The organism is Hippea maritima DSM 10411 (assembly GCF_000194135.1).
Lineage (GTDB): Bacteria > Campylobacterota_A > Desulfurellia > Desulfurellales > Hippeaceae > Hippea > Hippea maritima.
In genome coordinates this window covers 547,239-570,880 of sequence record NC_015318.1, presented here as the reverse complement: position 1 = coordinate 570,880, position 23,642 = coordinate 547,239, and the positions used below count along the sequence as shown (strand labels likewise).

At 38.6% G+C, this 23,642-nt stretch carries 26 protein-coding genes; 9 read left to right on the top strand and 17 right to left on the bottom strand.

The window, feature by feature from the left end; all coding sequences use genetic code 11:
- Positions 1–33: 33 nt before the first annotated feature.
- The 13 genes from HIPMA_RS02910 to HIPMA_RS02850 all read right to left on the bottom strand — a co-directional run bounded on the left by HIPMA_RS02910 (position 34) and on the right by HIPMA_RS02850 (position 11,474).
- Positions 34–798, bottom strand: a complete 765-nt coding sequence (locus HIPMA_RS02910) for a YhjD/YihY/BrkB family envelope integrity protein (RefSeq protein WP_013681578.1) — start codon at positions 796–798, stop codon at positions 34–36.
- Complete coding sequence (gene gltX / locus HIPMA_RS02905) at positions 785–2,167, bottom strand: glutamate--tRNA ligase (protein WP_013681577.1); 1,383 nt, start codon at positions 2,165–2,167, stop codon at positions 785–787. The genes HIPMA_RS02910 and gltX overlap by 14 nt, the downstream gene beginning before the upstream one ends.
- Complete coding sequence (lptA, locus tag HIPMA_RS02900) at positions 2,168–2,668, bottom strand: lipopolysaccharide transport periplasmic protein LptA (RefSeq protein WP_013681576.1); 501 nt, start codon at positions 2,666–2,668, stop codon at positions 2,168–2,170.
- The gene (rdgB, locus tag HIPMA_RS02895) at positions 2,661–3,254 is read right to left on the bottom strand and encodes an RdgB/HAM1 family non-canonical purine NTP pyrophosphatase (protein WP_013681575.1); all 594 of its coding nucleotides are present in this window, start codon (positions 3,252–3,254) and stop codon (positions 2,661–2,663) included. The genes lptA and rdgB overlap by 8 nt, the downstream gene beginning before the upstream one ends.
- Positions 3,238–3,885 carry a fructose-6-phosphate aldolase gene (gene fsa, locus HIPMA_RS02890; RefSeq protein ID WP_013681574.1) on the bottom strand — a complete coding sequence of 216 codons (648 nt, stop codon included), beginning with the start codon at positions 3,883–3,885 and terminating at the stop codon, positions 3,238–3,240. The genes rdgB and fsa overlap by 17 nt, the downstream gene beginning before the upstream one ends.
- Positions 3,882–5,108: an O-antigen ligase family protein gene (locus tag HIPMA_RS02885; protein ID WP_013681573.1), complete on the bottom strand. Its 1,227-nt coding sequence runs from the start codon at positions 5,106–5,108 to the stop codon at positions 3,882–3,884. The genes fsa and HIPMA_RS02885 overlap by 4 nt, the downstream gene beginning before the upstream one ends.
- A complete protein-coding gene (locus HIPMA_RS02880; protein ID WP_013681572.1) occupies positions 5,105–5,383 on the bottom strand; it encodes a PP0621 family protein in 279 nt (92 codons plus the stop codon). The genes HIPMA_RS02885 and HIPMA_RS02880 overlap by 4 nt, the downstream gene beginning before the upstream one ends.
- A complete protein-coding gene (locus HIPMA_RS02875) occupies positions 5,383–6,342 on the bottom strand; it encodes a SufB/SufD family protein (protein ID WP_013681571.1) in 960 nt (319 codons plus the stop codon). Before HIPMA_RS02875 ends, HIPMA_RS02880 begins: the two co-directional genes overlap by 1 nt.
- A gap of 1 nt (position 6,343) precedes the next feature.
- Positions 6,344–7,060 carry an ATP-binding cassette domain-containing protein gene (locus HIPMA_RS02870; RefSeq protein ID WP_013681570.1) on the bottom strand — a complete coding sequence of 239 codons (717 nt, stop codon included), beginning with the start codon at positions 7,058–7,060 and terminating at the stop codon, positions 6,344–6,346.
- 39 nt (positions 7,061–7,099) lie between these two features.
- Entirely contained in the window at positions 7,100–9,082 is a 1,983-nt protein-coding gene (gene uvrB / locus HIPMA_RS02865; RefSeq protein WP_013681569.1) for an excinuclease ABC subunit UvrB, read from the bottom strand.
- Positions 9,083–9,589: a peptide deformylase gene (gene def / locus HIPMA_RS02860; protein WP_013681568.1), complete on the bottom strand. Its 507-nt coding sequence runs from the start codon at positions 9,587–9,589 to the stop codon at positions 9,083–9,085. It lies immediately after the preceding gene.
- 8 nt (positions 9,590–9,597) lie between these two features.
- The gene (locus HIPMA_RS02855) at positions 9,598–10,140 is read right to left on the bottom strand and encodes a glycine cleavage system transcriptional repressor (protein WP_013681567.1); all 543 of its coding nucleotides are present in this window, start codon (positions 10,138–10,140) and stop codon (positions 9,598–9,600) included.
- A gap of 110 nt (positions 10,141–10,250) precedes the next feature.
- Positions 10,251–11,474 (bottom strand): OmpP1/FadL family transporter, encoded by a 1,224-nt coding sequence (locus HIPMA_RS02850; protein WP_013681566.1) that lies wholly within the window; start codon positions 11,472–11,474, stop codon positions 10,251–10,253.
- A gap of 256 nt (positions 11,475–11,730) precedes the next feature.
- On the opposite strand from HIPMA_RS02850, the gene HIPMA_RS02845 reads away from it, so the two are divergent.
- The 5 genes from HIPMA_RS02845 (at position 11,731) to HIPMA_RS02825 (ending at position 14,285) form a co-directional block, all read left to right on the top strand.
- Positions 11,731–12,072 carry a NifB/NifX family molybdenum-iron cluster-binding protein gene (locus tag HIPMA_RS02845; protein ID WP_013681565.1) on the top strand — a complete coding sequence of 114 codons (342 nt, stop codon included), beginning with the start codon at positions 11,731–11,733 and terminating at the stop codon, positions 12,070–12,072.
- Between the two features lies 1 nt (position 12,073).
- On the top strand, positions 12,074–12,289 hold the full coding sequence (locus tag HIPMA_RS02840) for a hypothetical protein (protein WP_013681564.1): 216 nt from the start codon (positions 12,074–12,076) through the stop codon (positions 12,287–12,289).
- 204 nt (positions 12,290–12,493) lie between these two features.
- The gene (locus HIPMA_RS09075) at positions 12,494–13,177 is read left to right on the top strand and encodes an FmdE family protein (RefSeq protein ID WP_013681563.1); all 684 of its coding nucleotides are present in this window, start codon (positions 12,494–12,496) and stop codon (positions 13,175–13,177) included.
- A 2-nt stretch (positions 13,178–13,179) separates the two neighbouring features.
- The gene (locus HIPMA_RS02830; protein ID WP_013681562.1) at positions 13,180–13,959 is read left to right on the top strand and encodes a sulfite exporter TauE/SafE family protein; all 780 of its coding nucleotides are present in this window, start codon (positions 13,180–13,182) and stop codon (positions 13,957–13,959) included.
- Positions 13,956–14,285, top strand: coding sequence for an ArsR/SmtB family transcription factor (locus HIPMA_RS02825; RefSeq protein WP_013681561.1), 330 nt, complete (start codon positions 13,956–13,958; stop codon positions 14,283–14,285). Before HIPMA_RS02830 ends, HIPMA_RS02825 begins: the two co-directional genes overlap by 4 nt.
- Here the strand turns inward: HIPMA_RS02825 and folP are convergent.
- From folP to HIPMA_RS02805, 4 genes are all read right to left on the bottom strand, one after another.
- On the bottom strand, positions 14,282–15,487 hold the full coding sequence (gene folP / locus HIPMA_RS02820; RefSeq protein ID WP_013681560.1) for a dihydropteroate synthase: 1,206 nt from the start codon (positions 15,485–15,487) through the stop codon (positions 14,282–14,284). The genes HIPMA_RS02825 and folP overlap by 4 nt on opposite strands.
- Complete coding sequence (gene ftsH, locus HIPMA_RS02815; RefSeq protein ID WP_013681559.1) at positions 15,471–17,270, bottom strand: ATP-dependent zinc metalloprotease FtsH; 1,800 nt, start codon at positions 17,268–17,270, stop codon at positions 15,471–15,473. The genes folP and ftsH overlap by 17 nt, the downstream gene beginning before the upstream one ends.
- A 54-nt stretch (positions 17,271–17,324) precedes the next feature.
- Positions 17,325–18,173, bottom strand: coding sequence for a radical SAM protein (locus HIPMA_RS02810; RefSeq protein ID WP_013681558.1), 849 nt, complete (start codon positions 18,171–18,173; stop codon positions 17,325–17,327).
- 68 nt (positions 18,174–18,241) lie between these two features.
- A complete protein-coding gene (locus HIPMA_RS02805; protein ID WP_013681557.1) occupies positions 18,242–19,546 on the bottom strand; it encodes a citrate (Si)-synthase in 1,305 nt (434 codons plus the stop codon).
- Positions 19,547–19,780: 234 nt separating this feature from the next.
- Between HIPMA_RS02805 and HIPMA_RS02800 the strand changes: the two genes are divergently transcribed.
- From HIPMA_RS02800 to HIPMA_RS02785, 4 genes are read left to right on the top strand one after another with little or no spacing between them, the layout of a single operon-like run.
- Positions 19,781–20,245, top strand: coding sequence for an HAD family hydrolase (locus HIPMA_RS02800; RefSeq protein WP_013681556.1), 465 nt, complete (start codon positions 19,781–19,783; stop codon positions 20,243–20,245).
- A 53-nt stretch (positions 20,246–20,298) separates the two neighbouring features.
- Positions 20,299–21,132 (top strand): MBL fold metallo-hydrolase, encoded by an 834-nt coding sequence (locus HIPMA_RS02795; RefSeq protein ID WP_013681555.1) that lies wholly within the window; start codon positions 20,299–20,301, stop codon positions 21,130–21,132.
- Between the two features lie 8 nt (positions 21,133–21,140).
- Positions 21,141–22,760 carry an adenine deaminase gene (ade, locus tag HIPMA_RS02790; protein WP_013681554.1) on the top strand — a complete coding sequence of 540 codons (1,620 nt, stop codon included), beginning with the start codon at positions 21,141–21,143 and terminating at the stop codon, positions 22,758–22,760.
- Positions 22,757–23,536 (top strand): tRNA (adenine-N1)-methyltransferase, encoded by a 780-nt coding sequence (locus HIPMA_RS02785; protein ID WP_013681553.1) that lies wholly within the window; start codon positions 22,757–22,759, stop codon positions 23,534–23,536. The genes ade and HIPMA_RS02785 overlap by 4 nt, the downstream gene beginning before the upstream one ends.
- Positions 23,537–23,642: the final 106 nt, after the last annotated feature.

The window sequence follows — 23,642 nt, the reverse complement described above, 5'->3', positions numbered from 1 at the left end:
ATCACCTAAATAATATCCCTAAAAGGACTTTTTTCAAATTTTTATAACCTTTGCCACTACAACACCAAATAGAATCACATTCCAGAGTAAAAATAACCATAAAAGCAAGGATGGCACTATAGCAACAGCCCCGTATATCTTACTATATGAAAATATAGAAAAATAGGCAGCAAGAGCCGCCTTAAGTAAAAAAACTCCAACTGTTGTAACAAATGAAGCAACTATTACATTTAAAAATTTAAGTTCTCTTGGTTTTGTTATATAAAACAGGGCAAATAAAAATACAAACCATATAAAAAACGGCAAAAGCCTGACATAAACTGCGTCGGCAATCTTAGGCATAAAAACAGGAATAACGATCCTTAAGGCCACAGCAATAGTAATTATAACCCCTACAGCTATTATACTTAGAAGAACAAATCCAAAGGTTTTAAATATATTGATTTTCTTTTCAACACCCAGAATGTACCTTATAGCCTTAAAGAAACCAAGCACCAAACTCATCATCGACAATGAAAATATTATTGAATTTAAAAGCTCCATAGACGCAATCGATTTCAAAAATGTGTCGAAATACAGGCTCACTTTGGCAGAATAAGCAGGAACAATATTGATAATTGCACCTTTAAAATAAGGTATCTTTTTGCTAACAAATGGCAAATGAGATAGAACAAATATAGAAAAGTATACAAAAGGTACTATGTTTAAAACAGTAAGATATGTAAGAAAAGCGCTCCACAAGAGCACCTGTCTCTCTTTATAAATGCGGAGCGCTTCTTTAATGTCAAAAAACGGCATTCAAAAACTTTTCCAAGCGATTAATAGTCTCATTTTTCCCCAAAATCATCAGCATCTCGTATATTCCAGGTCCTATACCCCTACCGGTTAAAGCTATTCTAACTGGCTGGGCGAGTTTTACCATCTTTATATCAAACCTCTCAAGAACAGACTCAAAAACAGCCTCAAGTGTCTCCTCAGAAGAAAAATCTGCATCCTTTAACTTCTCCAATAGAGAGATTATATACTCCCTCGTGCTGGCTTTTACATACTTCTTTAACGCCTTCTTATCGTAATCCTCAGGAGGTTTGCAATAGAACCTAATCTCATCGGCAAGCTCAACAAGTGTTTGGGCTTTGGTCTGCCTTGTCTTTATAGCCTCAATCAGATAGCTATCATCAAAGTTAAAACACTCCTCATCCAAAAATGGCTTCAAATGCTTAAGAAGTTCTTCAGGTTTCATCATCTTCATATGCTCAAAGTTTACCCAGATAAGCTTGTCAGGATTGAAAACAGCAGCAGATTTATTAAGCCTATCAAGTGAAAAATACTTAACCATCTCATCAAAGCTAAATATCTCCTTATCGCCGTATGAAAAACCCAATCTCAACAGGTAATTAACCAAAGCCACAGGCAAAATACCCATCTGTTTGTACTCTAAAACACTCTTAGCGCCGTGTCTTTTGGAAAGCCTTGTCTTATCCTCACCCAAAATCATCGGCACATGCGTATACTCAGGCGGATTCTCTCCCAACAACCTATAAAGCACAATCTGTTTTGCTGTGTTTGTTAGGTGGTCATCACCCCTTATTACATGGGTTATGCCACACTCTATATCATCCACCACATTTGTAAAATTATACATAAACGAACCATCGGATCGCCTTATGATAAAATCATCAAACTCCTTATAAGAAAAATGCATATCGCCGTGGAGATGGTCAAAAAAATCTATATTATCTTCTGGTAGCTTAACTCTTATAACATATGGCTTATCTTCTGGATATTCATTTAGGTTTCTGCAGTGTCCATCATAGTGAGGGTTTTCTCCCCTTTTTAGCTGCTCTTCTTTTAACCTTTCAAGTCTTTCCTTGGAACAATAACATCTATAAGCCTTACCCTCTTCTATGAGTCTATTTAAATATTTCTCATATATCCCGTTTCTTTTACTTTGATAACATATATCATCCCAGTTTATACCGCACCATTCAAGTCCATCTAAGATAGCCTGGGTAAACTCTTCCCTTGAACGCTCCTTATCTGTATCCTCAATCCTTAAAATAAACTCACCACCATTGGCCTTTGCAAACAGATAATTAAAAATTGCCGTTCTTAGCCCACCTATGTGCAGATGACCTGTAGGAGATGGAGCAAAGCGTGTTCTAACCATTTACTTACTCCCCTTTTTCTGATTTGGATATATGATAACCTCAACCCTCTTTGTTTTATTGTCCGATTGAGAAACAACATAATCCCTATCAAGGTAATAAATAATCCTGTCTGAGGTTATATTGTTCTTTCCCGAGACCACCTTAGCATGCCCAATCAAAACCACCTTAGAATCAGACGCTGTATATATAGCCTTATCCCCTGTAGCCTTCTTATCCTGTTTTGTAATAACAACATGACCAATACATACAACCTTTCCTATATCGCCGGTTTTTTTATCTTTATAAACCTCCATCTTGTCCGAAGTTAGCCTAACATCCCCCCTTGTTGCAACTACACCTCCTTCAAAGATGTAAAGGCCTTTTTTATCAAAGGCTGTAAGTTTATCGGCTGTTATATGTATGGGTATATTGCCTTTTTTTATGTAGCTTTTGGGATTAACAGCCAAAGCATTTAAACCTATTAATAAAATAGCTAAAAACACAATGCTCTTTTTAACCATAAATTCTCTCCAGTTCCTCTTTTATCATGGCTAAAGCCCTTCTTCTGTGGGATATGGCATTTTTTTGTTTTGGGCTCATCTGGGCAAATGTTATATCATAACCATCAGGCACAAAGACAGGATCATACCCAAAGCCGTTTTCCCCTATGGGTCGATCTATTATCCTGCCGTAAACATAACCCTCCCTCTGGATCACATTACCATCAACAACAAGACTCATACAGCAACTAAATCTGGCTGATCTGTCTTTTTTGCCCTTTAACCTTTCAATGAGTTTTTTTAAGTTATCCTCATCCTTGCCTGTTTTTGAATACCTTGAAGAATAAACCCCAGGCTCACCGTTCAACGAAAACACCTCAAGGCCAGAATCATCAGCCAATACAGGATAATCTGTAAATTCAGCCAAAGACTTAGCCTTTATAAGTGAATTCTCACAAAATGTTTTTCCGCTTTCTTCGGGGTTGAAACTATCAACCACAGCAGAGGATGGCAGTATCTCAAAATCATTCAATATCTCTTTTATCTCTTTGAGTTTGTGCTTATTATTCGTTGCTACAACTATGATTCTGCTATTTCTTAAAGGCATTCTCCCAATCCCTCAAGAATTTATCAAGGCCTATATCGGTCAGTGGATGATTAAACAACTTATCCATAACATCAGGCGGTATGGTTGCTATATCAACACCCATCTTTGCAGCCTCAATCACATGCAAAGGGTGTCTAATACTTGCTGCTATAATCTCACACTCAAAGTCGTAATTATCCAGAACTGCCCTAATATCTGATACCATATCAAGCCCATCTGTTGATATATCATCAAGCCTACCGATAAAAGGGCTTACATACCTTGCGCCGGCCTTAGCAGCCAATAATGCCTGAGATGGAGAAAAAATAAGCGTCATATTTACCCTTACACCCTCAGAGGCAAGCTGATGAGTAGCTTTTATACCTTCTTTTGTCATAGGTATTTTTATTACTATATTTTCATGAATTCTTGCAAGTTCTAAAGCCTCCTCAACCATGCCAACAGACTCAGTTGACACAACTTCAGCTGATATAGGTCCATCTACAATCCTTGTTATTTCGTCTATTACTTCCTTAAAATCCCTTCCCTCTTTAGCAATAAGGCTTGGATTTGTCGTAACACCATCCACAAGCCCCATATCGGCAAAATATCTTATCTTTTCCACATTTGCAGTGTCTAAAAAGAACTTCATCTCTCCCCCTCCATACTGTCAAGCACATTTTTATTAAGTCCTAACAAAAACATTACACTTATTATAACCTCCGCATCACCAACATTATGCTCAAAAAAACCACCTACCAAAAAGGCAATAAAACCCATCGTCAAACCTATAACAATCCCCCTGTAAAACTCATTATCCGTTTTTCTTATAAAGATCACATTCCTATACAACACATAACCCCACAGATAAAGCCAGACAATAAGACCAATAACACCCCATTTGAGCAAAATCTGTAAATATTCATTATGAACAGCACTAAATAAATGCGCTGAGATGCCTTTATCACCAAAAACAGCTTTAACCCTTTTAATCAGATACGGTTTCAGATGCCTGTAAAGATTGCCACTTCCGCATCCTATAAGTTTGTTCTTTATATTATAGTCTTTATACAAATCAATTCCTGCCTGCCATAAAACTATTCTATCCATAGCAGAAACATCTTTTCTATAATGAACCATACTCTGGACCCTCTTATGCACAGAAGGAATAAAAATATACATAAGAGCAGCCAGAACAAAACCAGCTAAAGGCGTAATTCTCGCAATCCTGCTTTTTGTATAAATAAAAGGCAAGACAACTATAGCAGCTAAACCACCAACCCAATAAGAACGGCTAAAATTAAAAACCAATCCGAGAAAAACAAAAATAAATACAATTAAATAATAAATCTTAAACCTTCTCTCAGCTTCAAACCAAAATAAGGAAAAATAAACAAACATCAATGGCGCCAATACACCTCCCGTTGTTAGTGCATTACCAAAAACACCAGAAGACCTAATAGGAGAATGGAGAATGTGTATATTTAAAAACTCATTCAGATGAACATGATTTATTCTTATACCTGTAAAGGATTGAAAAATAACGGCAAAACCACTAATAGCAGATGCCGCCCCCAATACAACAAGTATTAATTTTATCTTTTTTCTATCAAATCTTGAAGCTATAAAATACGGTAAAAAGTGCCACAGATAATGCGCATTTTTTAAACTATAAACAGGCTCAGTAGATAAAACTGAAGAAACAAATCCAACAGTTGAAACACCCAAAACCCTAAAATCCAAATCTTTTGGCTTAAGCTTTTTGTAAGACAATATCAGACCCAAAAGACCCACACCTATGGCTACATTATCAAGTGCAATAGATAAAGGTGTAGATATGCTCAAAAGAATAGCAGAAAGAATGAGAAAATTCATTTTTTGCTTTTATACTCCCTTTTGCAAGCTTCTGAACAAAAATAGATTATCTCACCATTTAGCTTTATCTTTTTAACAGCATCGCTCTTTGGCAAATACACACCACAGTTGGCGCATTTTACAAGCTGCTCAGGCTGGCTATTTTGATTGCTGCTCCGCCTTGTTTTATTCTTTGGAGGAAATATAGCATCAAGTATATTATCAACACGCTTTTTAAAGGAATATATCGTTACAAATAAAAAAAGCAGAAAAATAAAAAATAAAATCTTAAGCATTAGCTCAACAAGCCATTAACTATGAACTCAGCGGCCTCATCTTCTGTTAAACCCTTTGCCATAAGGGTCTCAAGTTGTGCCTGATTTATCCTTCCAACGCTGGCCTCATGTGTAAGCTCTGCTTTATCGTCTAAAACCTTCAAAAGTGGCAGCGTAGAAACCTCAACACCACTACCCTTGACTATCTCATTACACTCTATATGACCTCTTGCATAGGCAGCATTACCGTATGCCTCATTTACAACATGGGCTTTGGTCTTATCTGTAGCAAATATGGTCGAGGCGGCAATACCAGATGAATACTCACCGTTTAGTCTCAACACCTCTCTTATATCAATTATATCATCCTCTCTACCATATATCTTGCTTTCAAGGTTGGCTTTTGCATTCTTCAAAAGCTCTATATCCATAACAACATTGATCCTTCCAACCCTCGTTTTGGTTTCATAGAACTTACTTGCAAAATATGAATTCTCATCCACCTTCATCTTTGTTATAGTCTCAACAAACACGCCGCCGTTTTCATCGTGAAAATGCTCATCCTCATAAACGACAAAAGAGTTTTTACCTATATACATGTCACTTTCCATGTAATGGTGCAATTTTTCAACCTTTGTAAGTATGCAATGCGATTTAAACTTAACCTTAACATTATCACCTATTATGTAGTTGAACTTCAGTATCTGCTCACCCCTCTTTTTCAAAAAACCGGTGCAAAGATGAACAGGAACTGGAATTATCGTGTTATCCTCTATCTCAACATCTATCATTACAAGCCCATCAGCCCTCTCTTTAGAGGTTATCTTCATACCCTTAACGCTATTCAGACCTACAACCTTACTGCCGCTTACTATTATCGTTGCAACACCGGGGCTTCTTAGACTTTTATCGTTTGTATTTTTCTCATATATCTCAACAAGCTGCTCAAACTCTTTCTCGTATCCCTTAACTATATCCATTCTAATCTTCCTCCAGGTAATTTATGTGGCCGCATGTATCACAGGTTTTCTCGTAATACTCCACTATCTTATCGCTTGTGCCTTCCAAGAAAACCTTACCCGCACAGATAAGATATGAATAAGAGCAACTCAGGGCTATTTCTTTTCTATGCGTTATTACAATAACAGCGCTTCCCATCTCTTTAAAACGGTTTATCACCTTTATTATCATATCCAAGCTCATTATATCTATGCCGCTGTCTGGCTCATCCATTATCAAATACCTCGGTTTTAGAAGCAAGCAGCTTGCAAGCTCCACCTTTTTCCTCTCACCACCTGAGAGTTTCTTATCCACGAAACGCTTTAGATATTTGTTCGGTTCAAGATTGACAAACTCCAAAGCCTCCTCTATCTGCTCTCTTGGTATCTTCCTGTTAAGTTTCAGGTAATTTTCAACCGTTATACCTTCAAACCTCGCAGGCTCCTGCCATAACAACGATATACCCTTTTTTGCCCGTTGGGTAACATCCAACTGCGTTATATCCTCGCCATCAAGCAAAATCCTTCCATCGTTTGGCTTATAATCCGACAAACCCATAATAATATAACCAATTGTAGATTTACCCACGCCGTTGTTTCCCACTATGCCGTAAATCTTCCCCTCTTCAAACTCCATGTTTATACCTTTGATGATCTCATTGGAATTTTTGGAATATTTTATATTTTCAAGCTTAAGCATCTTACCCCCCACAAAAAGAGCTGATTAAATAATAACGCTTTAAACCTCAAGGTCAAGCTTTTTGAGTTTCTCTATCTCATCCCTGTATTTTATAGCAGATTCAAAATCCATCTTCTTAACCGCATCCTTTAGGAGCTTCTGAAGCTGCTTTATCCTCTTTGGTATATCTTTGGGTTTAACACCAACATCAAACTCCTCCAAAGTATCCATATAATCCAGATTACACATCTGAAGCATCTTGTTATCTTTGGATTTTACTATCGTTTTGGGCTCTATACCGTGCTTTTTGTTGTATTCTGCCTGAATCTTGCGCCTTCTTTTTATCTCATCAATAGCTTTCTTCATTGAATCTGTCATTTTGTTTGCATAGAATATCACCTTGGATTCTGCATTCCTTGCCGCCCTTCCTGCCGTTTGGATCAAACTCGTGGTTGATCGCAAGAAACCCTCTTTATCTGCATCCAATATAGCAACCAAGTTCACCTCAGGTATATCAAGCCCTTCCCTTAAAAGGTTAACACCGATAATGCAATCAAACCTATCATTCCTTAAATCGCTTATGATCTTTGCCCTCTCTATAGCGTTTAACTCAGAATGCATATACTTGGTTTTCAAACCCAGCTCGTTGTAATACTCGCTCAAATCCTCAGCCATCCTTTTGGTTAGCGTTGTTATCAAAACCTTACCACCCTTTTGCGTTGCAGCCTTTATCTCAGAATACAGATCATCCACAGCATTATCCATAGGCTTAACCTCAACAGGCGGCTCCATAAGGCCTGTGGGTCTTATAATCTGCTCAACAACAACACCGTTGGATAGGTTAACCTCAAACTCATCAGGGGTTGCAGAGACAAAGATAACCTGATCCCATCTTTCCATGAGCTCTTCAAACTTAAGAGGTCTGTTATCCAATGCAGAGGGCAGCCTGAATCCGTAATCAACAAGCGTCTTTTTTCTGGAGTAATCCCCTCTGTACATACCCTTTAGCTGAGGAAGCGTAACATGGGATTCATCTATTATAACCAAAAAATCATTTCCAAAGTAATCTATCAATGTCCCTGGTGGCTGACCTGGTTCTCTTTTTGAAAAATGTCTGGAGTAATTTTCAATACCTGCGCAGGTGCCGGTCTGCTCTATCATCTCAATATCAAAATTCGTCCTCTCCTCTATCCTTTGAGCCTCAAGCAGTTTACCCCTGCTTTTGAAATACTCAATCCTTTCTTTTAACTCTTCTTTTATCGATTTTATAGCTCTTTCTTTTTTCTCTTTTGTTGTAATGAAAAAGTTAGCAGGGAATACCGCAACAGACTCTCTCTCCTCAACAACCCTATTGGTAAGAGGGTCAAACATTACAATCCTATCCACCTCATCATCAAACAACTCTATTCTTATAGCCAAATTCCTCATATAGGATGGGTATATATCTATCACATCCCCCCTAACTCTGAATGTGCCGCGCTCAAAATTTATATCGTTTCTTACATACAAAAGCTCAACAAAGTTTGAAAGTATATCTTTGCGCGAGAGTTTATCGCCCACATTGACATAAAAGGCAAGTTTTGAGTAATCCTCCTTCTCACCCGCCCCGTATATACAGGAAACACTCGCTACAACAATTACATCCCTTCTGGTCAAAAGACTCATCACGGTTTTTTGTTTTAATCTATCTATCTCGTCATTGATAGATGAATCCTTGGCTATGTAGGTATCTGTTCTTGGAACATAAGCCTCGGGCTGATAGTAATCGTAATAGCTAATAAAATACTCAACAGCATTTTCTGGAAAAAATGCGGAAAACTCATTGTAAAGCTGAGCAGCCAGTGTCTTGTTGTGTGATATAACCAGAACAGGTTTGTCAATCTGGGCTATAACATTTGCAATGGTAAATGTTTTTCCGCTTCCTGTAACACCTAATAAAACCTGATACTTAACGCCGCTTTTTAGGTTATTTACAAGTTCTTTTATAACTTTAGGTTGATCACCAGCAGGCTCATAATCACTTTTTAGCTTGAATATTCCCATTTAGCCGTAATTTTTTCGCCTGAAAAGATCAGTTCTTTTTGAGATAATCCTATCTATAAACAGTATACCATCCAGATGATCTATCTCATGCTGAATAACAACAGCCTCAAAACCTTCGGTATCAAACTGATGCTCTTTTCCATCTAAATCCCAATATTTTACGGTTATCTTTCTTGCCCTGTTAACATTGCCCGTGTAATCTGGGACACTCAAGCAACCTTCTCTTGTTTTTATTATACTGCTCCAATCCAAAATCTCCGGATTTATCATAATAAGCTCGCCGTGGTTTATCTTCTGCCCTTTTTTGTTCTTTGATGCATCAACAGCTATAATCCTTACAAGCTCACCGATCTGGGGTGCTGCTATACCCACGGTATGATTGTAATATCTCATAGTTTCTAATAAATCCTTGGCAACTTGCAATGCTTCATCATTTATATTTTTAATCTCATCACAAATAGCTTTCAATCTCTGGTCGGGGTAAATCACTATATCTCTAACAGGCATAGGCTCTCCTAAAGCTCATAGGTTTCGACTTTTCTAATGGAGTAATCAACATCAATCTTTTTAGACACATTATCAAGTATATCTTTAAAGACAGCCTCATCCATATCCTTAGGTAAATCCACATCTAAAATCATAACATACATAGGAGGCTCACCCTTTGTCAGCCTGGTTCTTAGATCCAGTATATTTATCTGGTTGTCTGCAAAGGCCTTGGATATTTCATAAACGATACCCACCCTATCAGCTCCATAGACCGATACACTGTATAAATTTTCAGGCTCCTTAGTTGTAGCCTCATCCTTATCTATCCTTCTTAGTGAAACGCTTAACTCCAAATCCTTTCTTGCCTTTGCAAAGGCCTTTTTCAACTCAAGCACGCCGTAGTTAGTATCCGATGATACTATAAGCGTCATAGTGAATTGATCTCCAAGTAAAGTGGATATTGAGTCTTCTATAGAGATTCCTTTTTTATACAAAACCTCAGAGATAGCAGCCACTATACCGGGTTTGTCTCTTCCTATAACAGTAAGGGCATAAAAATACTTACCCATCTCTCACCCCCTTTTTTATTCTAACGGGCAATTTTATATCTATGGGAAAAATAATTCAAATAAAAAAGGCCGGACAAGCCGGCCAACTTTGTTTAGGAGGATAGTGTTTTTTAGAAAGTGTAAGTTAATTGGAATGCAACTGTATCTTGATGCATCTTAATAGTCATAGGTTGTTGTCCCCCATTATCTTTACCCGTTTGTTTATGCTCAAAAGCATGAGAGTAAGCCATAGATATCCCAATGTTCTTAGTAAATGAATAGCTAAGTCCTGCAGTTGCGTGAGTTTCAACTATAGCGGGAGAAACAATATTATTAACCAAATCTTCATCCTTAATTGGACTTTTTGCATAATTGAATCCAGCTCTGAGTGTTAGAGCCTTTGTAGCCTGATACTCAGCACCAAAGGCAAAAACCCACTGATTGTGCCAATGGAAATTCCAAGTTGGTCGTATCATTCCAGTTGTTGGAACCTCCCACATAACATGCCTGTAATTAATCCACCTAACATCAGCCTCAAGCCTTAAGGGTTCTATAGGCCTAAAGTTGATACCCAAAGCTATCTGCTGAGGCATATTAAGCTTCATTTTAACCTTGTCGGCATTTGAAGCTATCATATAATGATTGTTGCTACCACTAACATTCCACTCCAACTTTTGCATCCATCTTTCTGATTTATAAACAAGACCCAGCTGAATCATATCATTCAATTTATAAACTATACCAGCATCAAATCCAATTCCATACGCACTTGTTGTATCAAGAGAGTCTACTTTACCATTCTTCCAATCATATTCAAGCCCCATAGCCTGATAAACAAAAACTGGAGCAAAACCTATAGATAATTGGTCGTTTACTCTATAAGCACCACCTACGGACATCTCCATCATAGCCATATTAGACCAAGCTTTATAAAGCTGGGAGGTAATCCCATTTTTATCATACCAGTCTACACCCATACCTGAAACACCATACATGCCTATACCAAAGACAAAGTGTGGTGTGCCACAATTACAACCCATAGGATTGTAAGCAAAACCAGCTGATGGAATCATATAAAGATTAGAATCACTATCATAACCATTTATTTTTCTTTTTGGAACAAACGCTGCAGCACCAATATCAAATGTTGTGTTTCTTAGCCATGCTATACCTGCTGGGTTTTGAATAATCGTTGATGCATCCTGTGGGTTTGCAACAACAGCACCTGCCATGCCCAACGATTTAGCACCTGTTGCTATCATGTAATATCCGTTTGTTGCATTAGAGATATTAGCCGCACCAAAAACCAAACCTGCAGCCATTGCCGCACTAAAAAGCTTCTTCTTAAAAGCCATAACCAAAACCTCCTACTTTAAATAAAAAGTTACCTCTAACTTTGCCTTCCAAATTACAGAATATTTAATATAACTTTCTAATACATTTGTCAACTATAAAAAATCCTTTTGCAGCATATTTTGAGAGATTTTTTTGTAAATATCACTTTATAAGTGTAATAGCTTTCAATAATTAAATAATATTTATAAATTTGCCGCTTGACTTTTCCGTAAAATAACATATGTTCAAAATAGAAATTAACTTTGGAGGTATGACATGAAAATCGCATTTCCAACAAATAACCTAAAAACAATCTCATCACATACATCCCTTAGCAAATACTTTGCCGTAATTGAGATAAAAGATGGGGAAATTACAGACAGGGTGGCCATAAAAAACCCCATACCAGAGCTTGCAAAGCAAACACAAACAGAGGAACCAAACAGAGGATTGGGTGCTGGCAGGATAATACCCCAATTACTAAAGGGGGTTGATGTGTTCATAGCCAATCAGATTGGAGACGGCATGAAATCAAACCTAAATGCTGCAGGTATAAAGGTTATAGAAACACAGATTAAAGACATAAAAACAATAATAGATGAGTTTATGGAGGTATGATATGAACAGAAAATTCAAATGTACAGATTGTGGAGCGGAGTTTGAGGAACCGTTTGGCACAGGAAGGCCTGTATGCCCAAAATGCGGATCGGATAATGTATTCAGGATAGATGAATACGCCGGCATGGGAAGAGGTCAAGGCAGAGGTTTAGGAAGAGGAATGGGTAAGGGCTTAGGAAAAGGAATGGGAAGAGGTTTAGGAAGAGGCAGATTCTAACCAGAAAAAGGGGCGACAAGCCCCTTCACCTTTCACTCACCCATCCATTCCCCCATTTTCCCATCTACCCATTAACTCATTAACCCTCATTTAATATTTTTGCTAAAACAAGCTGCATCGATTGATAATTTTTTATGTTTTTATTCTTGATATATTCCAATATTGGAATATAATAAAATTAGAAAAACTTAGAAGGAGGGAGTTATGGAACTCAAAGACAGGTTCAAGGTTCACAGAGAGATAGTGGAAGGTATAACCACCTTAGATGACACAGAAAAAGAGCTTCTATATTCTGCACTAAACATTCACGGTCATTTCTGCGGTGGTATGCCGATGGGGTATCTGGCTGGTTTGGCTTCTCTAAAGGCTTTAGGCACAACAAGGGAACTCAGCATGGACAAAGAGGTTGTTGTCTATGTAGGCGATCACCATGCGGGCGGTTGTTTTGCAGATGGCGTTCAATTTGCCACAGGTTGCACTTTTGGAAAAGGCATTATGAGTAAAGACCCGCGCGGCAAATGGTCATACATGCTAATAGACAAAAAGAACAAAAAAGCGGTAAAGGTAACGGTAAAGCCAGAGATTATGCAAGCTGCATTTAATGCACCGTTTATAACAAAATTTAGAATCAAAGGTATTCCCCCCGCTGAGGTTGATCAGGATGTGGCAAAGGCTGCATTTTTAGGCCTGTTTAACAAAAAATTCGAAGAGATCGTGAGGGTTGAGGGACCTTTTGATTATGACCCGGGCAAAGGTGGATCCTGCTTCAATTTAGCATTTTGCGAAAAGTGTGGCGATGCCGTTGCTGAAAACTATTTAAGGATTGAAGATGGCAAGAAAGTATGTTTAGACTGCTTTGCCTACACCAACTTGATTGAGAGGAAATAAACATGACACCAACGGTGTCTATTTTAGGCATAACATTTGTTATAATTTGGGCTACTTCGTTTCTCTTTGCTATGCTGGGGCTTGGCGGTGGTATGGTGTATGTGCCGGTAATGAAATGGCTCGGATTCGACCTAAAAACTGTCGCCATACCGCTTGGGCTTCTGCTCAACGGGCTCAACACAGGCCTTGCAATGATTCCGTTTCATAAAGCAAAGCTCATAGATTATAAAGGCGCCCTACCCTTTGCCTTGGCAGCCATTATTGGGGCGCCACTCGGTGCATATACAGTTCAATTTATACCTACACGCATCGTTTTAATATTATTTATCATAGCCGTATTAACAGCAGCTGTTAAGGTCTTTATCTCCACAAAAGCACCAGATGAGGATAACCTAATAGAGTTTAAAAAAAGAGCTATATACGGTGGTTTAAGCGGGCTTTTGATAGGATTTGTCGCTGGAATGCTGGGCATAGGTGGAGGTTTTTTAGCAGCACCCATTCTTATGAGTATGGGGTATGGTGCAATAAGGGCAGCCGCCACAACAGCATATATAGTAACTTTCTCATCGGCCAGCGGCTTCTTAGGACATGTAGCAGAAGGCCATTTTAATCTTACAACCACTGCTGTGCTTGTAGCAGCCGTTTTGCTTGGCTCACAATTTGGCGCCAGGTTTACAGTAAAAAAGGCAAAACCCAAGACAATCAAAAGAATTTATGTTATAATCCTTCTGCTTATCGCGATTAAGCTGACACTTGGATTGTTTGGGATACATTTTAAATGAAAAACTTTGAAGCTTATGAATTTAAATCGCAGCTGGTTAAGGCGCTTGCCCACCCCTTGCGCCTTGCCATCTGCGAATATTTATTAGAAGTAAAACAACCAAAGTGCGTAAACCATATAGCGGGTAAATTCAACAAAAATCAATCCGTAATATCAAAACATTTATCTATACTGCAACAGGTAGGGATAGTAAAATTAGAAAAAGAAGGCGTCTTTACGCGCTACACCTTAACAAATCCAAAAACAATACAAATGCTTATAACAACTATTAACGAACTTGCAAGACAGAACGCCAAGGCAAACTCAAAACTTGCAGAATCCCTTTAAAAATTCTCATCTATTATGGATTTTGCAATCCTCAATGCCTCCTTATGAGCCTTAACATCGTGAACCCTGAAAATTGAGGCTCCCCTAATAAATGCTGCAACATTAGAAGCAACTGTACCAAACAGTCTATCTTGCGGGTTATCAATACCTAAAACAGCGCCTATAAAGCTCTTTCTTGATGTGCCAATAAGAATAGGCCTGCCCCAAACCTTAAATGACTCTATATGGTTTAAGATAGATAGATTATCCTCAAACCTTTTACCAAAACCAATACCCGGATCAAGCACAACCCTCTGCTCATCAACATTGGAGCTCTTAAGTTTGCTTAAAATTTCTTCAAATTTATCATTAATTTCACCAAGAAGATGCTCATAGGTAGGGTTTTTCTGCATATCCTTGGGTGTACCTTTGATGTGCATCTCAACTATACCACAATCACTATTAGACAAAACATCCAAAAGCTTATCATCAAAATCTAGACCGCTTATATCATTTATTATCTCAACGCCCCTATTTAAAACCTCTTCTGCAACCTTTGATTTATATGTATCAACAGACACAAGTACATCAAAGCGCTCTTTTATAGCTTCAACTACAGGTACAACACGCCTAAGTTCCTCATCCAAAGATACAAACTCACTGCCTGGTCTTGTAGATTCTCCACCAACATCTATAATATCAGCACCCTCTTGTATTAATTGTTCTGTTCTTTTTAATGCTGCATCCAAGCTATTAAATTCACCGCCATCGGAAAAGGAATCAGGCGTTACATTCAATATGCCCATTATTAGATAGTTGTTCTTTAACTCAAAAACCCTATCTTTAAATTTCCAAACAAACCCACCTTCTAAGACACCGCTCAAAGCTTTCTTTAGCTGCTCTGAAAGTTCGCGTAAAAACTCAAAATTTTGATTCTTTAATTTCTCTGCAAGCTTTATCAATCTTTTAGCATCACCCATTATCAAACAATCCGTAATCTGGGTTTTTGCCGTTATAACATCCTTCTCAACTGCGGCATCTACACCCAAGGATAAGGCTTCCTGCTTTAAAATATTGGCATGGTAAAACTTACATCCAAACACCCTAACTGCATAACAGACCGCCTTTTTATCCATCAAACCTATAGCTATTCTATCAACCCCAATCTTTCTAAGCTCTGCTTTTGCCCTATCCAGATCATCTATCCTAAGCAGCTCTATCATCCGACACACCTACAATCTCGTCGATCTCTTTTGCATCCAAAACCTCTTTTTCAAGCAATTTCTGAGCCATCTTTTCTATCTTATCTCTGTTCTCCTTTATGATATTAACCGCTATACTATAGGCTTCCTCGACTATCTTTCTGACCTCATTGTCTATCAGCTTGGCTGTCTCCTCAGAAACGCTCTTTCTTACGGCAATATCCCTGCCTAAAAAGACCTCTTTGCCCTCATCGGCTAAATGAATAGGACCCAAAGAGCTCATACCCCATTCACAAACCATCTTCCTTGCGATCTCTGTTGCTCTTTCTATATCGTTGCCCGCACCTGTTGTTATGTTGTTCAGCATCACCTCTTCTGCTGCTCTTCCCCCCATCAAAACAGCCATCCTATTAATCAAATAATCTTTATCGTAAGTGTATTTATCATCCTCAGGCAACTGCTGTGTAACGCCCAAAGCCATACCACGCGGAATTATGCTGACCTTATGCACAGGGTCGGTGTTTGGCAACATCTTTGCAACGATGGCATGACCGGATTCATGATATGCCGTTATCCTTTTCTCTCTCTCACTTATTATGACATTCTTTCGCTCTGGCCCAAGCAGCACCTTGTCCTTTGCTATATCAAAATCCTCCATCTCAACCTTACTTTTATTTCTTCTTGCGGCAATCAAAGCTGCTTCATTTACAAGATTAGCCAGATCCGCCCCGACAAACCCAGATGTGCTTTTTGCTATAACTTCTAAGTCTACATTATCACCTAAAGGTATCTTTCTTGTATGAACCTTTAATATCTCAAGCCTGCCCTTGACATCCGGTTTTGGCACAACGATCCTTCTATCAAACCTTCCAGGCCTCAAAAGTGCAGGATCTAAGACATCAGGCCTGTTAGTGGCAGCCATAACGATAATATTCGTGTCTGTCTGGAAGCCATCCATTTCAACAAGCAACTGATTCAATGTCTGCTCCCTTTCATCATTTCCACCACCAACACCAGCACCCCTCTGTCTTCCTACTGCATCTATCTCATCGATAAAAACGATACAGGGAGCATTTCTTTTGGCTTGATTGAACAGATCCCTTACCCTGCTTGCCCCAACACCAACAAACATCTCCACAAAATCAGAACCGCTTATAGTGAAAAACGGCACACCCGCCTCACCAGCCACAGCCTTCGCAACAAGCGTCTTACCGGTGCCAGGTGCTCCAACAAGTAACACACCTTTTGGTATCTTAGCTCCTATCTTTGTAAACTTCTTTGGACTCTTAAGGAATTCTATAAGCTCAAGCAACTCATCTTTAACCTCATCTATCCCAGCTACATCCTTAAATGTTATGCGGTTTTTGGGATCACTTATAAACATTCGGGCATTGCTTTTACCAAAACTTAGGGCTTTTCCCCCTTTGTTCATTTGATTCATAAAATAGAACCACAGGAAAATAAAGACGATCATTGGTGCCCAATAGATAAGAATGTTTGTAAGCAAAGAATTATTCTGAGGCGGTTTTATATTCACAGCAACGCCGTTTTTGGCAAGCTTATCGGCTATATCCTTAACTTCAGGTACATAGGATTTAAACCTCTTGCCATCTTTGGTTATAACATATACATCGTTGCCTTCAAAATTGGCTTTTTTTATTTTGCCATTATCCACAAGCAAGACAAGTTTCGTATAACTTAATCTTGCATAAGTATAATTCCTATTATTAAACAAATTAAACAACAGTATCATCAAAACCGCTATAATCATCCATAAAAACGCATTGCGATAAACGGGCGACATCAACACCTCCACCTAAGAATTTGAGAAAAATATAGCAAAACAGAGGAGCAAAGTCTATACCTGTTGAATATAACCTTTCGAACCTAACACATTCACAAAATCAATTATCTCAAAATACTCATCAGGGCTTATCTTTCTTTTTAAGAAAGGATGGGAAAACGCTTTATATGCGGGAAAGTATTGAAACATTACAGAAACATCAACCCCGGGTAGGTTCTCTTTTATCCACAAAAGCGCCTTTTTGCTGTTTTCTATGTAACCCGGCAAAACAAGATGTCTGACGATAAGCCCCTGCTTTGCTATACCATTCTTTAAGACAAGTTTGCCTTTGGTATCAAACATAGCCTTTAATGCCTTTGTTGCAACCTCAAAGTAATCATCAACACCTGACAGTTCTTTAGATAGCACACTATCTGTGTATTTTAGGTCCCCAAGATATACATCAACATAATCCTTTAAGGCATAAATTACCTCCTCTTTGTCGTATGAGCTTGTATTGTAAACAACTGGAATCTTTAAGCCCTTAGATTTAGCTATTTTTATTGCATCTATTAAAAGGTGGGCAAAGTGGGATGGTGTAACAAAATTGATATTGTGAGCGCCCCTTTTTTGCAGCTTGAGCATAATATCAACCAAATCATCAATCTCTATCCTTCTAAATGCACTCTTTAGCTGGCTTATGGGATAATTTTGGCAATATATGCAACCCATATTGCAGCCTGCAAGAAATATCGTTCCAGAGCCGTTTTTACCGCTTATGGGAGGTTCCTCACCAAAATGCAGATTGAAGCTTGCTATCTCTAATTTGTTATAGGTTTTGCACAAACCCCTATTTTTTTCCCTATCTGCACCACAGTTTCTTGGACAGAGCCTGCATTTAGGACTGACAAGATACTTCAGCATTTTACCAATAAAAAAAGGGAGGACTCATTACAAGCCCTCCCTTATTTGTTTTTAAGCTGCAAGCTGGATTATTTTGCTCCAGCAAGCTCCTCGAGCATGTCTGTTGTGATGGATTTTGGTCTTTCGATCTGATAGCCAAGACCTCTGTCCCAAACGATGTTTGCTGTAACACCTAGGGCTCTTCCGATTCCGAAGAGTACTGTGTAGAAATCGTACTCCCTTACACCGTAATGCCACTGGATACAACCGGAATGTGCGTCTACGTTCGGCCATGGGTTCTTTACCTTGCCAAGCTGCTGCAAGATTGGTGGAACAACCTGGAACATCAAGTCTACATACTTGAAGATAGGATCGTCTGGTAAGTGCTTGAGAGCGAACTCCCTCTGAGCCATATATCTTGGGTCTGTTTTTCTCAAGACTGCATGACCGAATCCAGGTACAACCTGTCCAGAGTTCAATGTATCCCAAATGAACTTCTCCATCTCTTCTTTTGTCGGAATCTTGCCACCCATCTTATCCATTACGCCCTGAATCCATCTCAAAACTTCCTGGTTTGCCAAACCGTGCAATGGACCAGCAAGACCGCACATACCAGCGGCATAGGAGTAGTAGATGTCGGACAATGCACTTGCTACCAAGTGTGTTGTATGAGCGGAAACGTTTCCAGACTCATGGTCGGAGTGAAGGATGAAATACATTCTTGCAACATCGTCATAAGGTTTATCAATTCCCATCATATGGGCAAAATTACCACCAAAGTCAAGGTTAGGATCGCTTGGAATGTGCGTATCACCCTTATATTTCATTCTATAGATGTAAGCACCCAACAATGGCAATTTTGGTAGAAGATCCATTACATCTTCATACATGTAATCCCATGCGTCCATCTTGTTGAACTGGCCGGAGGCATACCATTTAGCGAACTTAGAATCCCTCTGCATTGCAAGGATTCCAGCAGCAAACATTGTCATTGGGTGAGTATCTCTTGGCATAGCCTTTAAAGTATCGATTACATACTGTGGAAGCTGCTCTCTCTTCTTCCACTCTGTAAATACCTCTTCAACATCCTTTTCTGTTGGCAAATCGCCGGTCAGCAACAGATAAAAATGACCCTCAACATAAGGCATCTCAGCGCCTTCTGGCTTAGGCAATTTCTCCATTACTTCAGGGATTGTATAACCCCTAAACCTAATTCCCTCATAAGGATCAAGATAGGAGATGTCTGTAATAAGAGCCTTTATGCCCCTCATACCAGCAATGATTTTGTAGACAGTTACGTCGTCGATAACCTTGTCTGCAAACTCTTTGTAGAGTCTGGTAATCCTCGGTCTGTGAGCTTGAATCTTCTCGTAGAGCTTCTCCTTAATTCCCATAGCTTAACCTCCTTAAAAAATTAATTTTTCCTTTACATAAAGCCATTCTTGGCTATTGAGTTCTACTCTCTTGCTGCACTGTGTCTATCTATAACACTTTTATTAACTTTTGTCAACAGTTTAAATATCTTACTAAGAATAAGTTTTATCTTCTGCAAAAGTAAAGACTCTTAACCAAAGTTATAGTGGGTTGATTTTTAAGCTTTTTCTTTATATAAAAAATCGAGGTATAAAATGAAGTTTAGTGTCGATGGCAAAGAATTTAATTTTAAATATATCATATCGGATTATACAGGCACACTCTCAGAACATTCAAAACTCATACCCTGCGTTAAAGAAAAAATACATAAATTAAAAAACAGGTTTGAAGGAATCATTGTATTAACCGCTGATACAATGGGTAGTGCAGAAAAAGAGTTATCAAACCTAAACATCGAGCTAAAAATCTTAAATGAAAATACAGCTATTCAGAAAAGGGAATTTATAGAATCTCTGGGTGCAGAAAATTGCATAGCATTGGGAAACGGCAATAACGATATAGAAATGTTTAAAGTTGCAGGCCTATCTTTAGCAATAGTAAACAAAGACGGCTGCAACGCTAAACTGATACAACACGCAGACCTCGTGTTTAACTCGATATGCGACGCCTTAGATGCTCTCATAAACTCCAAAATACTCATCTCACTCTTGCGCAACTGATTGTAAAAAACTAAAAAATCTTATAAAATTGTAAAAAATTAGGGAGGTTTCTTATGGAGGTAAGAATTACAGTTTTAGCAGAAAACAGCGTTGTAGTTCCATTTGATGTTATTGGAGAACACGGCTTTGCCGCTTTTGTGGAGACACCGGAGTTTAATTTTTTATTCGATACAGGACAGGGCAAGGCCCTGGTAAACAATGCAATAGCACTAAAAAAGGATCTATCCAGCATAAAATTCTTATACCTATCACACGGCCACTATGACCACACAGGTGGTATGGTTGATTTATTAAAGATAAAATCCCCTCTAAAGGTATACACCCACAAAGACGCCTTCTCAAAGAGGTTCTGGTTCAAGGGCGGCATAAAGAAATACATAGGCATACCATTTGATAAAAAATACCTGGAGAGCTTAGGTGCTGAGTTTGTTTATGAGAAGGAGTTTAGGGAGATAGAAAAGGGTATTTTCTCATCTGGTGAGGTTGAGCGTAAGACAGATTTTGAAAAGATAGACGCAGAGATGAAGGTGGAAAAGGAAAACGGTGAGCTTGTCCAGGATCAGATCTGGGATGATTTCTCCTTGGCAATAGACACATCCAAGGGCTTAATCGTGATTCTTGGCTGTGCCCATGCAGGAATTGTTAACATATTAAACCACTTCATCAATAAAACCGGCAAAAAAGAGATATACGCTGTTATAGGCGGAACACATTTAGGGTTTGCAAATGACGAGCAGATAAACGCAACATTGGATATTATAGAAAAATACAACATCCAAAAGCTTGGTGCATCTCACTGCACAGGCCTAACCGTTTCGGCTAAGCTATACAACAAATTAAAGGATAAATTCTTCTTTGCAGGCGTAGGAAGCGTGTTGGAGGTATAGGTTTAGAGATGGATTTAGCCATAAACAACGCATGGGTTGTCGATTTTGAAAAGCTTGATTTTAACAGGCTGAGCATAGGCATAAAAGGCGGCTTGATTGCAAGGATCAGTCAAAACCCCATAAAGGCAAAAGAGGTTATTGAGGCAGATGGGCTGTATCTATCCACAGGCCTTATAGATTGCCACTGCCACATAGAAAGCACACACTTAACGCCAAAGGGTTTTGCCGAGGCCGTTGTTGAAAAAGGGACGCTGTTTGCCGTTGCGGATTGCCACGAAATAGCCAATGTTTTTGGCAGGAAGGGGCTTGAGTTTTTCATAAATGATGCAAAAGATACAGAGATGCAGCTTAAGTTTGCACTCCCTTCCTGTGTCCCTGCCACAGAATTTGCCACAAGCGGCGGAAAGATAGACTTAGAAGATGTAAAATACTTTCTGGGATTTGATGATGTTGTATCGTTAGGCGAATTAATGAATGTGCCAGGTGTTGTAAATAGAGATGAAAAATTCATGAAGATGATAGAGCTTGCAAAAAGAAAGAACAAGAGGATTAACGGCCATGCGCCGCACCTTGATGTACAAACCCTTAAATTATACAAAGAGGCAGGCGTTGAGGATGACCACGAAAGCTATGACTATGATGAACTAAAGCAAAAGATAGAGTTGGGTTTCTTTGTTTTCTTAAGGGAGGGAAGCAGCGAGCATTCAACCGATGATGCATACAAAATAATCAAAGAGCATCCTGATAAGGTTGCCTTTTGCAGTGATGATAAATCAGTGGGTGATATTTTAGAAAAGGGCCACATAGATTACAACCTAAGAAAAGCGATAAGCTTGGGCATAAATCCAGCCTTAGCACTTAAAGTAGCATCATTTAATGGTCTAAAGTATTACGGGCTTGATGAGTTTTTAGGGATAAAAAAAGGAAAAAGGGCATATCTTGTGCTGTTTGACGACAAATTCAGACCAAAAATATCAATCACAGATGGAAAGATTTACAAGTCCACCCACAAAAAAAGCAAGCCACCTAAAGAATTTCTAAACTCCATCAAGGTAAAAACACCCATAGAATTGCCAAAGATAAAGCATAAAAACATAGCTATAGGCTTGGAAAACGGCTCGTTGATAACGCAGAAGCTATCAATTGAACGCCAAGAAAAAGAGTTTAGCATAAAAGATGATATACTAAAGCTTGTTGTAATAGAGCGATATGGGCATAACAATAAAGCAGCCTGTTTTGTAAAAGGATTCTCCCTTAAAAAAGGGGCTATGGCCACATCGCTTGCCCACGATTGCCACAACATAGTGGCCGTTGGCACATCGGATGAAAAGATAAAAACAGCCATTTTAACTATAATGGAGATGCAGGGTGGTCAAGTTGTTGTGGATGGGGATAAAATAACACGCCTTGCCTTACCCATCGGGGGAATAGTATCAAACGACGGGGCCAAAGATATAAAAGAATCCGTTATAGCTTTAAAACAAGCCGCAAAAGAGTTAGGATGCAAGTTAGATGACCCGTTGGGCATGCTGTCGTTTTTAGCGCTTGAGGTTATACCCCACATCAAACTGACAGACAAAGGCCTATTTGATGTTGATAAATTCTGCTATATAGAGGAAAATTTATGAATAAACCCAATCAGAACAGTATCATCATATTATACGACAAAGAAAAGGATAAAAAACACATATTAAACCTCGCAACTCTGCCTGAGAAATACTCCACAGCAAACGGTATTATAGCAAAAGAAAAAATCCTAAATACCGATTTTGGCGGAAGAATAGAAACGCACCTTGGGTATGAATATATCCTTTTGCCTGCAACACTATACGATTTTATCATGAAAAAACTCAACAGACTCACGCAGATCGTATATCCCAAAGATGCTGCATATATCATCTTAAGACTTGATATAAAACCCGGTGATGTGGTGATAGAATCAGGCATAGGAAGTGGTGCCATGAGCGCCGTATTTGCCCAAATTGTAGGCGAACAAGGCAAACTAATAAGTTATGAAAAGCGGCAAGAATTTATAGATAACGCCCTAAAGAATTTAAAACGATTTAACCTTCTCGACAGGATAGAGATAAAACACAGAGATATTGCAGAAGGGTTCGACGAGAAAGATGTAGATGCTGTTTTCATAGATGTCAAAGAACCGTGGCTTTACCTTGAAAATGCCATAAAACCACTAAAAAACGGGAAACTCATAGCTGTTTTAGTGCCAACAACAAATCAGGTGTCAGTTGTCTTAAAAGAAATGGAAAGACTACCTTTAATAGATATAGAGGTTAGTGAGATATTGCAACGCTTCTGGAAAACAAACCCAGACAGATTGAGACCGTATGACACCATGAGCGCACACACAGCTTTTCTTATATTTGCAAGAAAGATAAATTATTGAATTATATAAATTATTATATTATATCTAAGTCAATAATAAAAAATTATCAGTTGACAATTATAAGATAAAATACTATAGTCGAAGAACTAAACAGAGGGGTTAAACT

Bases quoted from the DNA above. Each gene is read 5' to 3' on its own strand.
- HIPMA_RS02870 (WP_013681570.1), bottom strand. From the start codon at position 7,060: ATGCTTAAGCTTGAAAATATAAAATATTCCAAAAATTCCAATGAGATC.
- HIPMA_RS02830 (WP_013681562.1), top strand. From the start codon at position 13,180: ATGACACCAACGGTGTCTATTTTAGGCATAACATTTGTTATAATTTGG.
- HIPMA_RS02910 (WP_013681578.1), bottom strand. From the start codon at position 798: ATGCCGTTTTTTGACATTAAAGAAGCGCTCCGCATTTATAAAGAGAGA.
- HIPMA_RS02810 (WP_013681558.1), bottom strand. From the start codon at position 18,173: ATGCTGAAGTATCTTGTCAGTCCTAAATGCAGGCTCTGTCCAAGAAAC.
- HIPMA_RS02855 (WP_013681567.1), bottom strand. From the start codon at position 10,140: ATGGGTAAGTATTTTTATGCCCTTACTGTTATAGGAAGAGACAAACCC.
- folP (WP_013681560.1), bottom strand. From the start codon at position 15,487: ATGATAGAGCTGCTTAGGATAGATGATCTGGATAGGGCAAAAGCAGAG.
- HIPMA_RS02825 (WP_013681561.1), top strand. From the start codon at position 13,956: ATGAAAAACTTTGAAGCTTATGAATTTAAATCGCAGCTGGTTAAGGCG.
- HIPMA_RS02785 (WP_013681553.1), top strand. From the start codon at position 22,757: ATGAATAAACCCAATCAGAACAGTATCATCATATTATACGACAAAGAA.
- HIPMA_RS02805 (WP_013681557.1), bottom strand. From the start codon at position 19,546: ATGGGAATTAAGGAGAAGCTCTACGAGAAGATTCAAGCTCACAGACCG.
- HIPMA_RS02875 (WP_013681571.1), bottom strand. From the start codon at position 6,342: ATGGATATAGTTAAGGGATACGAGAAAGAGTTTGAGCAGCTTGTTGAG.
- HIPMA_RS02885 (WP_013681573.1), bottom strand. From the start codon at position 5,108: ATGAATTTTCTCATTCTTTCTGCTATTCTTTTGAGCATATCTACACCT.
- HIPMA_RS09075 (WP_013681563.1), top strand. From the start codon at position 12,494: ATGGAACTCAAAGACAGGTTCAAGGTTCACAGAGAGATAGTGGAAGGT.
- HIPMA_RS02795 (WP_013681555.1), top strand. From the start codon at position 20,299: ATGGAGGTAAGAATTACAGTTTTAGCAGAAAACAGCGTTGTAGTTCCA.
- HIPMA_RS02880 (WP_013681572.1), bottom strand. From the start codon at position 5,383: ATGCTTAAGATTTTATTTTTTATTTTTCTGCTTTTTTTATTTGTAACG.
- fsa (WP_013681574.1), bottom strand. From the start codon at position 3,885: ATGAAGTTCTTTTTAGACACTGCAAATGTGGAAAAGATAAGATATTTT.
- lptA (WP_013681576.1), bottom strand. From the start codon at position 2,668: ATGGTTAAAAAGAGCATTGTGTTTTTAGCTATTTTATTAATAGGTTTA.
- rdgB (WP_013681575.1), bottom strand. From the start codon at position 3,254: ATGCCTTTAAGAAATAGCAGAATCATAGTTGTAGCAACGAATAATAAG.
- HIPMA_RS02850 (WP_013681566.1), bottom strand. From the start codon at position 11,474: ATGGCTTTTAAGAAGAAGCTTTTTAGTGCGGCAATGGCTGCAGGTTTG.
- ftsH (WP_013681559.1), bottom strand. From the start codon at position 17,270: ATGTCGCCCGTTTATCGCAATGCGTTTTTATGGATGATTATAGCGGTT.
- uvrB (WP_013681569.1), bottom strand. From the start codon at position 9,082: ATGGGAATATTCAAGCTAAAAAGTGATTATGAGCCTGCTGGTGATCAA.
- ade (WP_013681554.1), top strand. From the start codon at position 21,141: ATGGATTTAGCCATAAACAACGCATGGGTTGTCGATTTTGAAAAGCTT.
- HIPMA_RS02845 (WP_013681565.1), top strand. From the start codon at position 11,731: ATGAAAATCGCATTTCCAACAAATAACCTAAAAACAATCTCATCACAT.
- HIPMA_RS02800 (WP_013681556.1), top strand. From the start codon at position 19,781: ATGAAGTTTAGTGTCGATGGCAAAGAATTTAATTTTAAATATATCATA.
- gltX (WP_013681577.1), bottom strand. From the start codon at position 2,167: ATGGTTAGAACACGCTTTGCTCCATCTCCTACAGGTCATCTGCACATA.
- HIPMA_RS02840 (WP_013681564.1), top strand. From the start codon at position 12,074: ATGAACAGAAAATTCAAATGTACAGATTGTGGAGCGGAGTTTGAGGAA.
- def (WP_013681568.1), bottom strand. From the start codon at position 9,589: ATGCCTGTTAGAGATATAGTGATTTACCCCGACCAGAGATTGAAAGCT.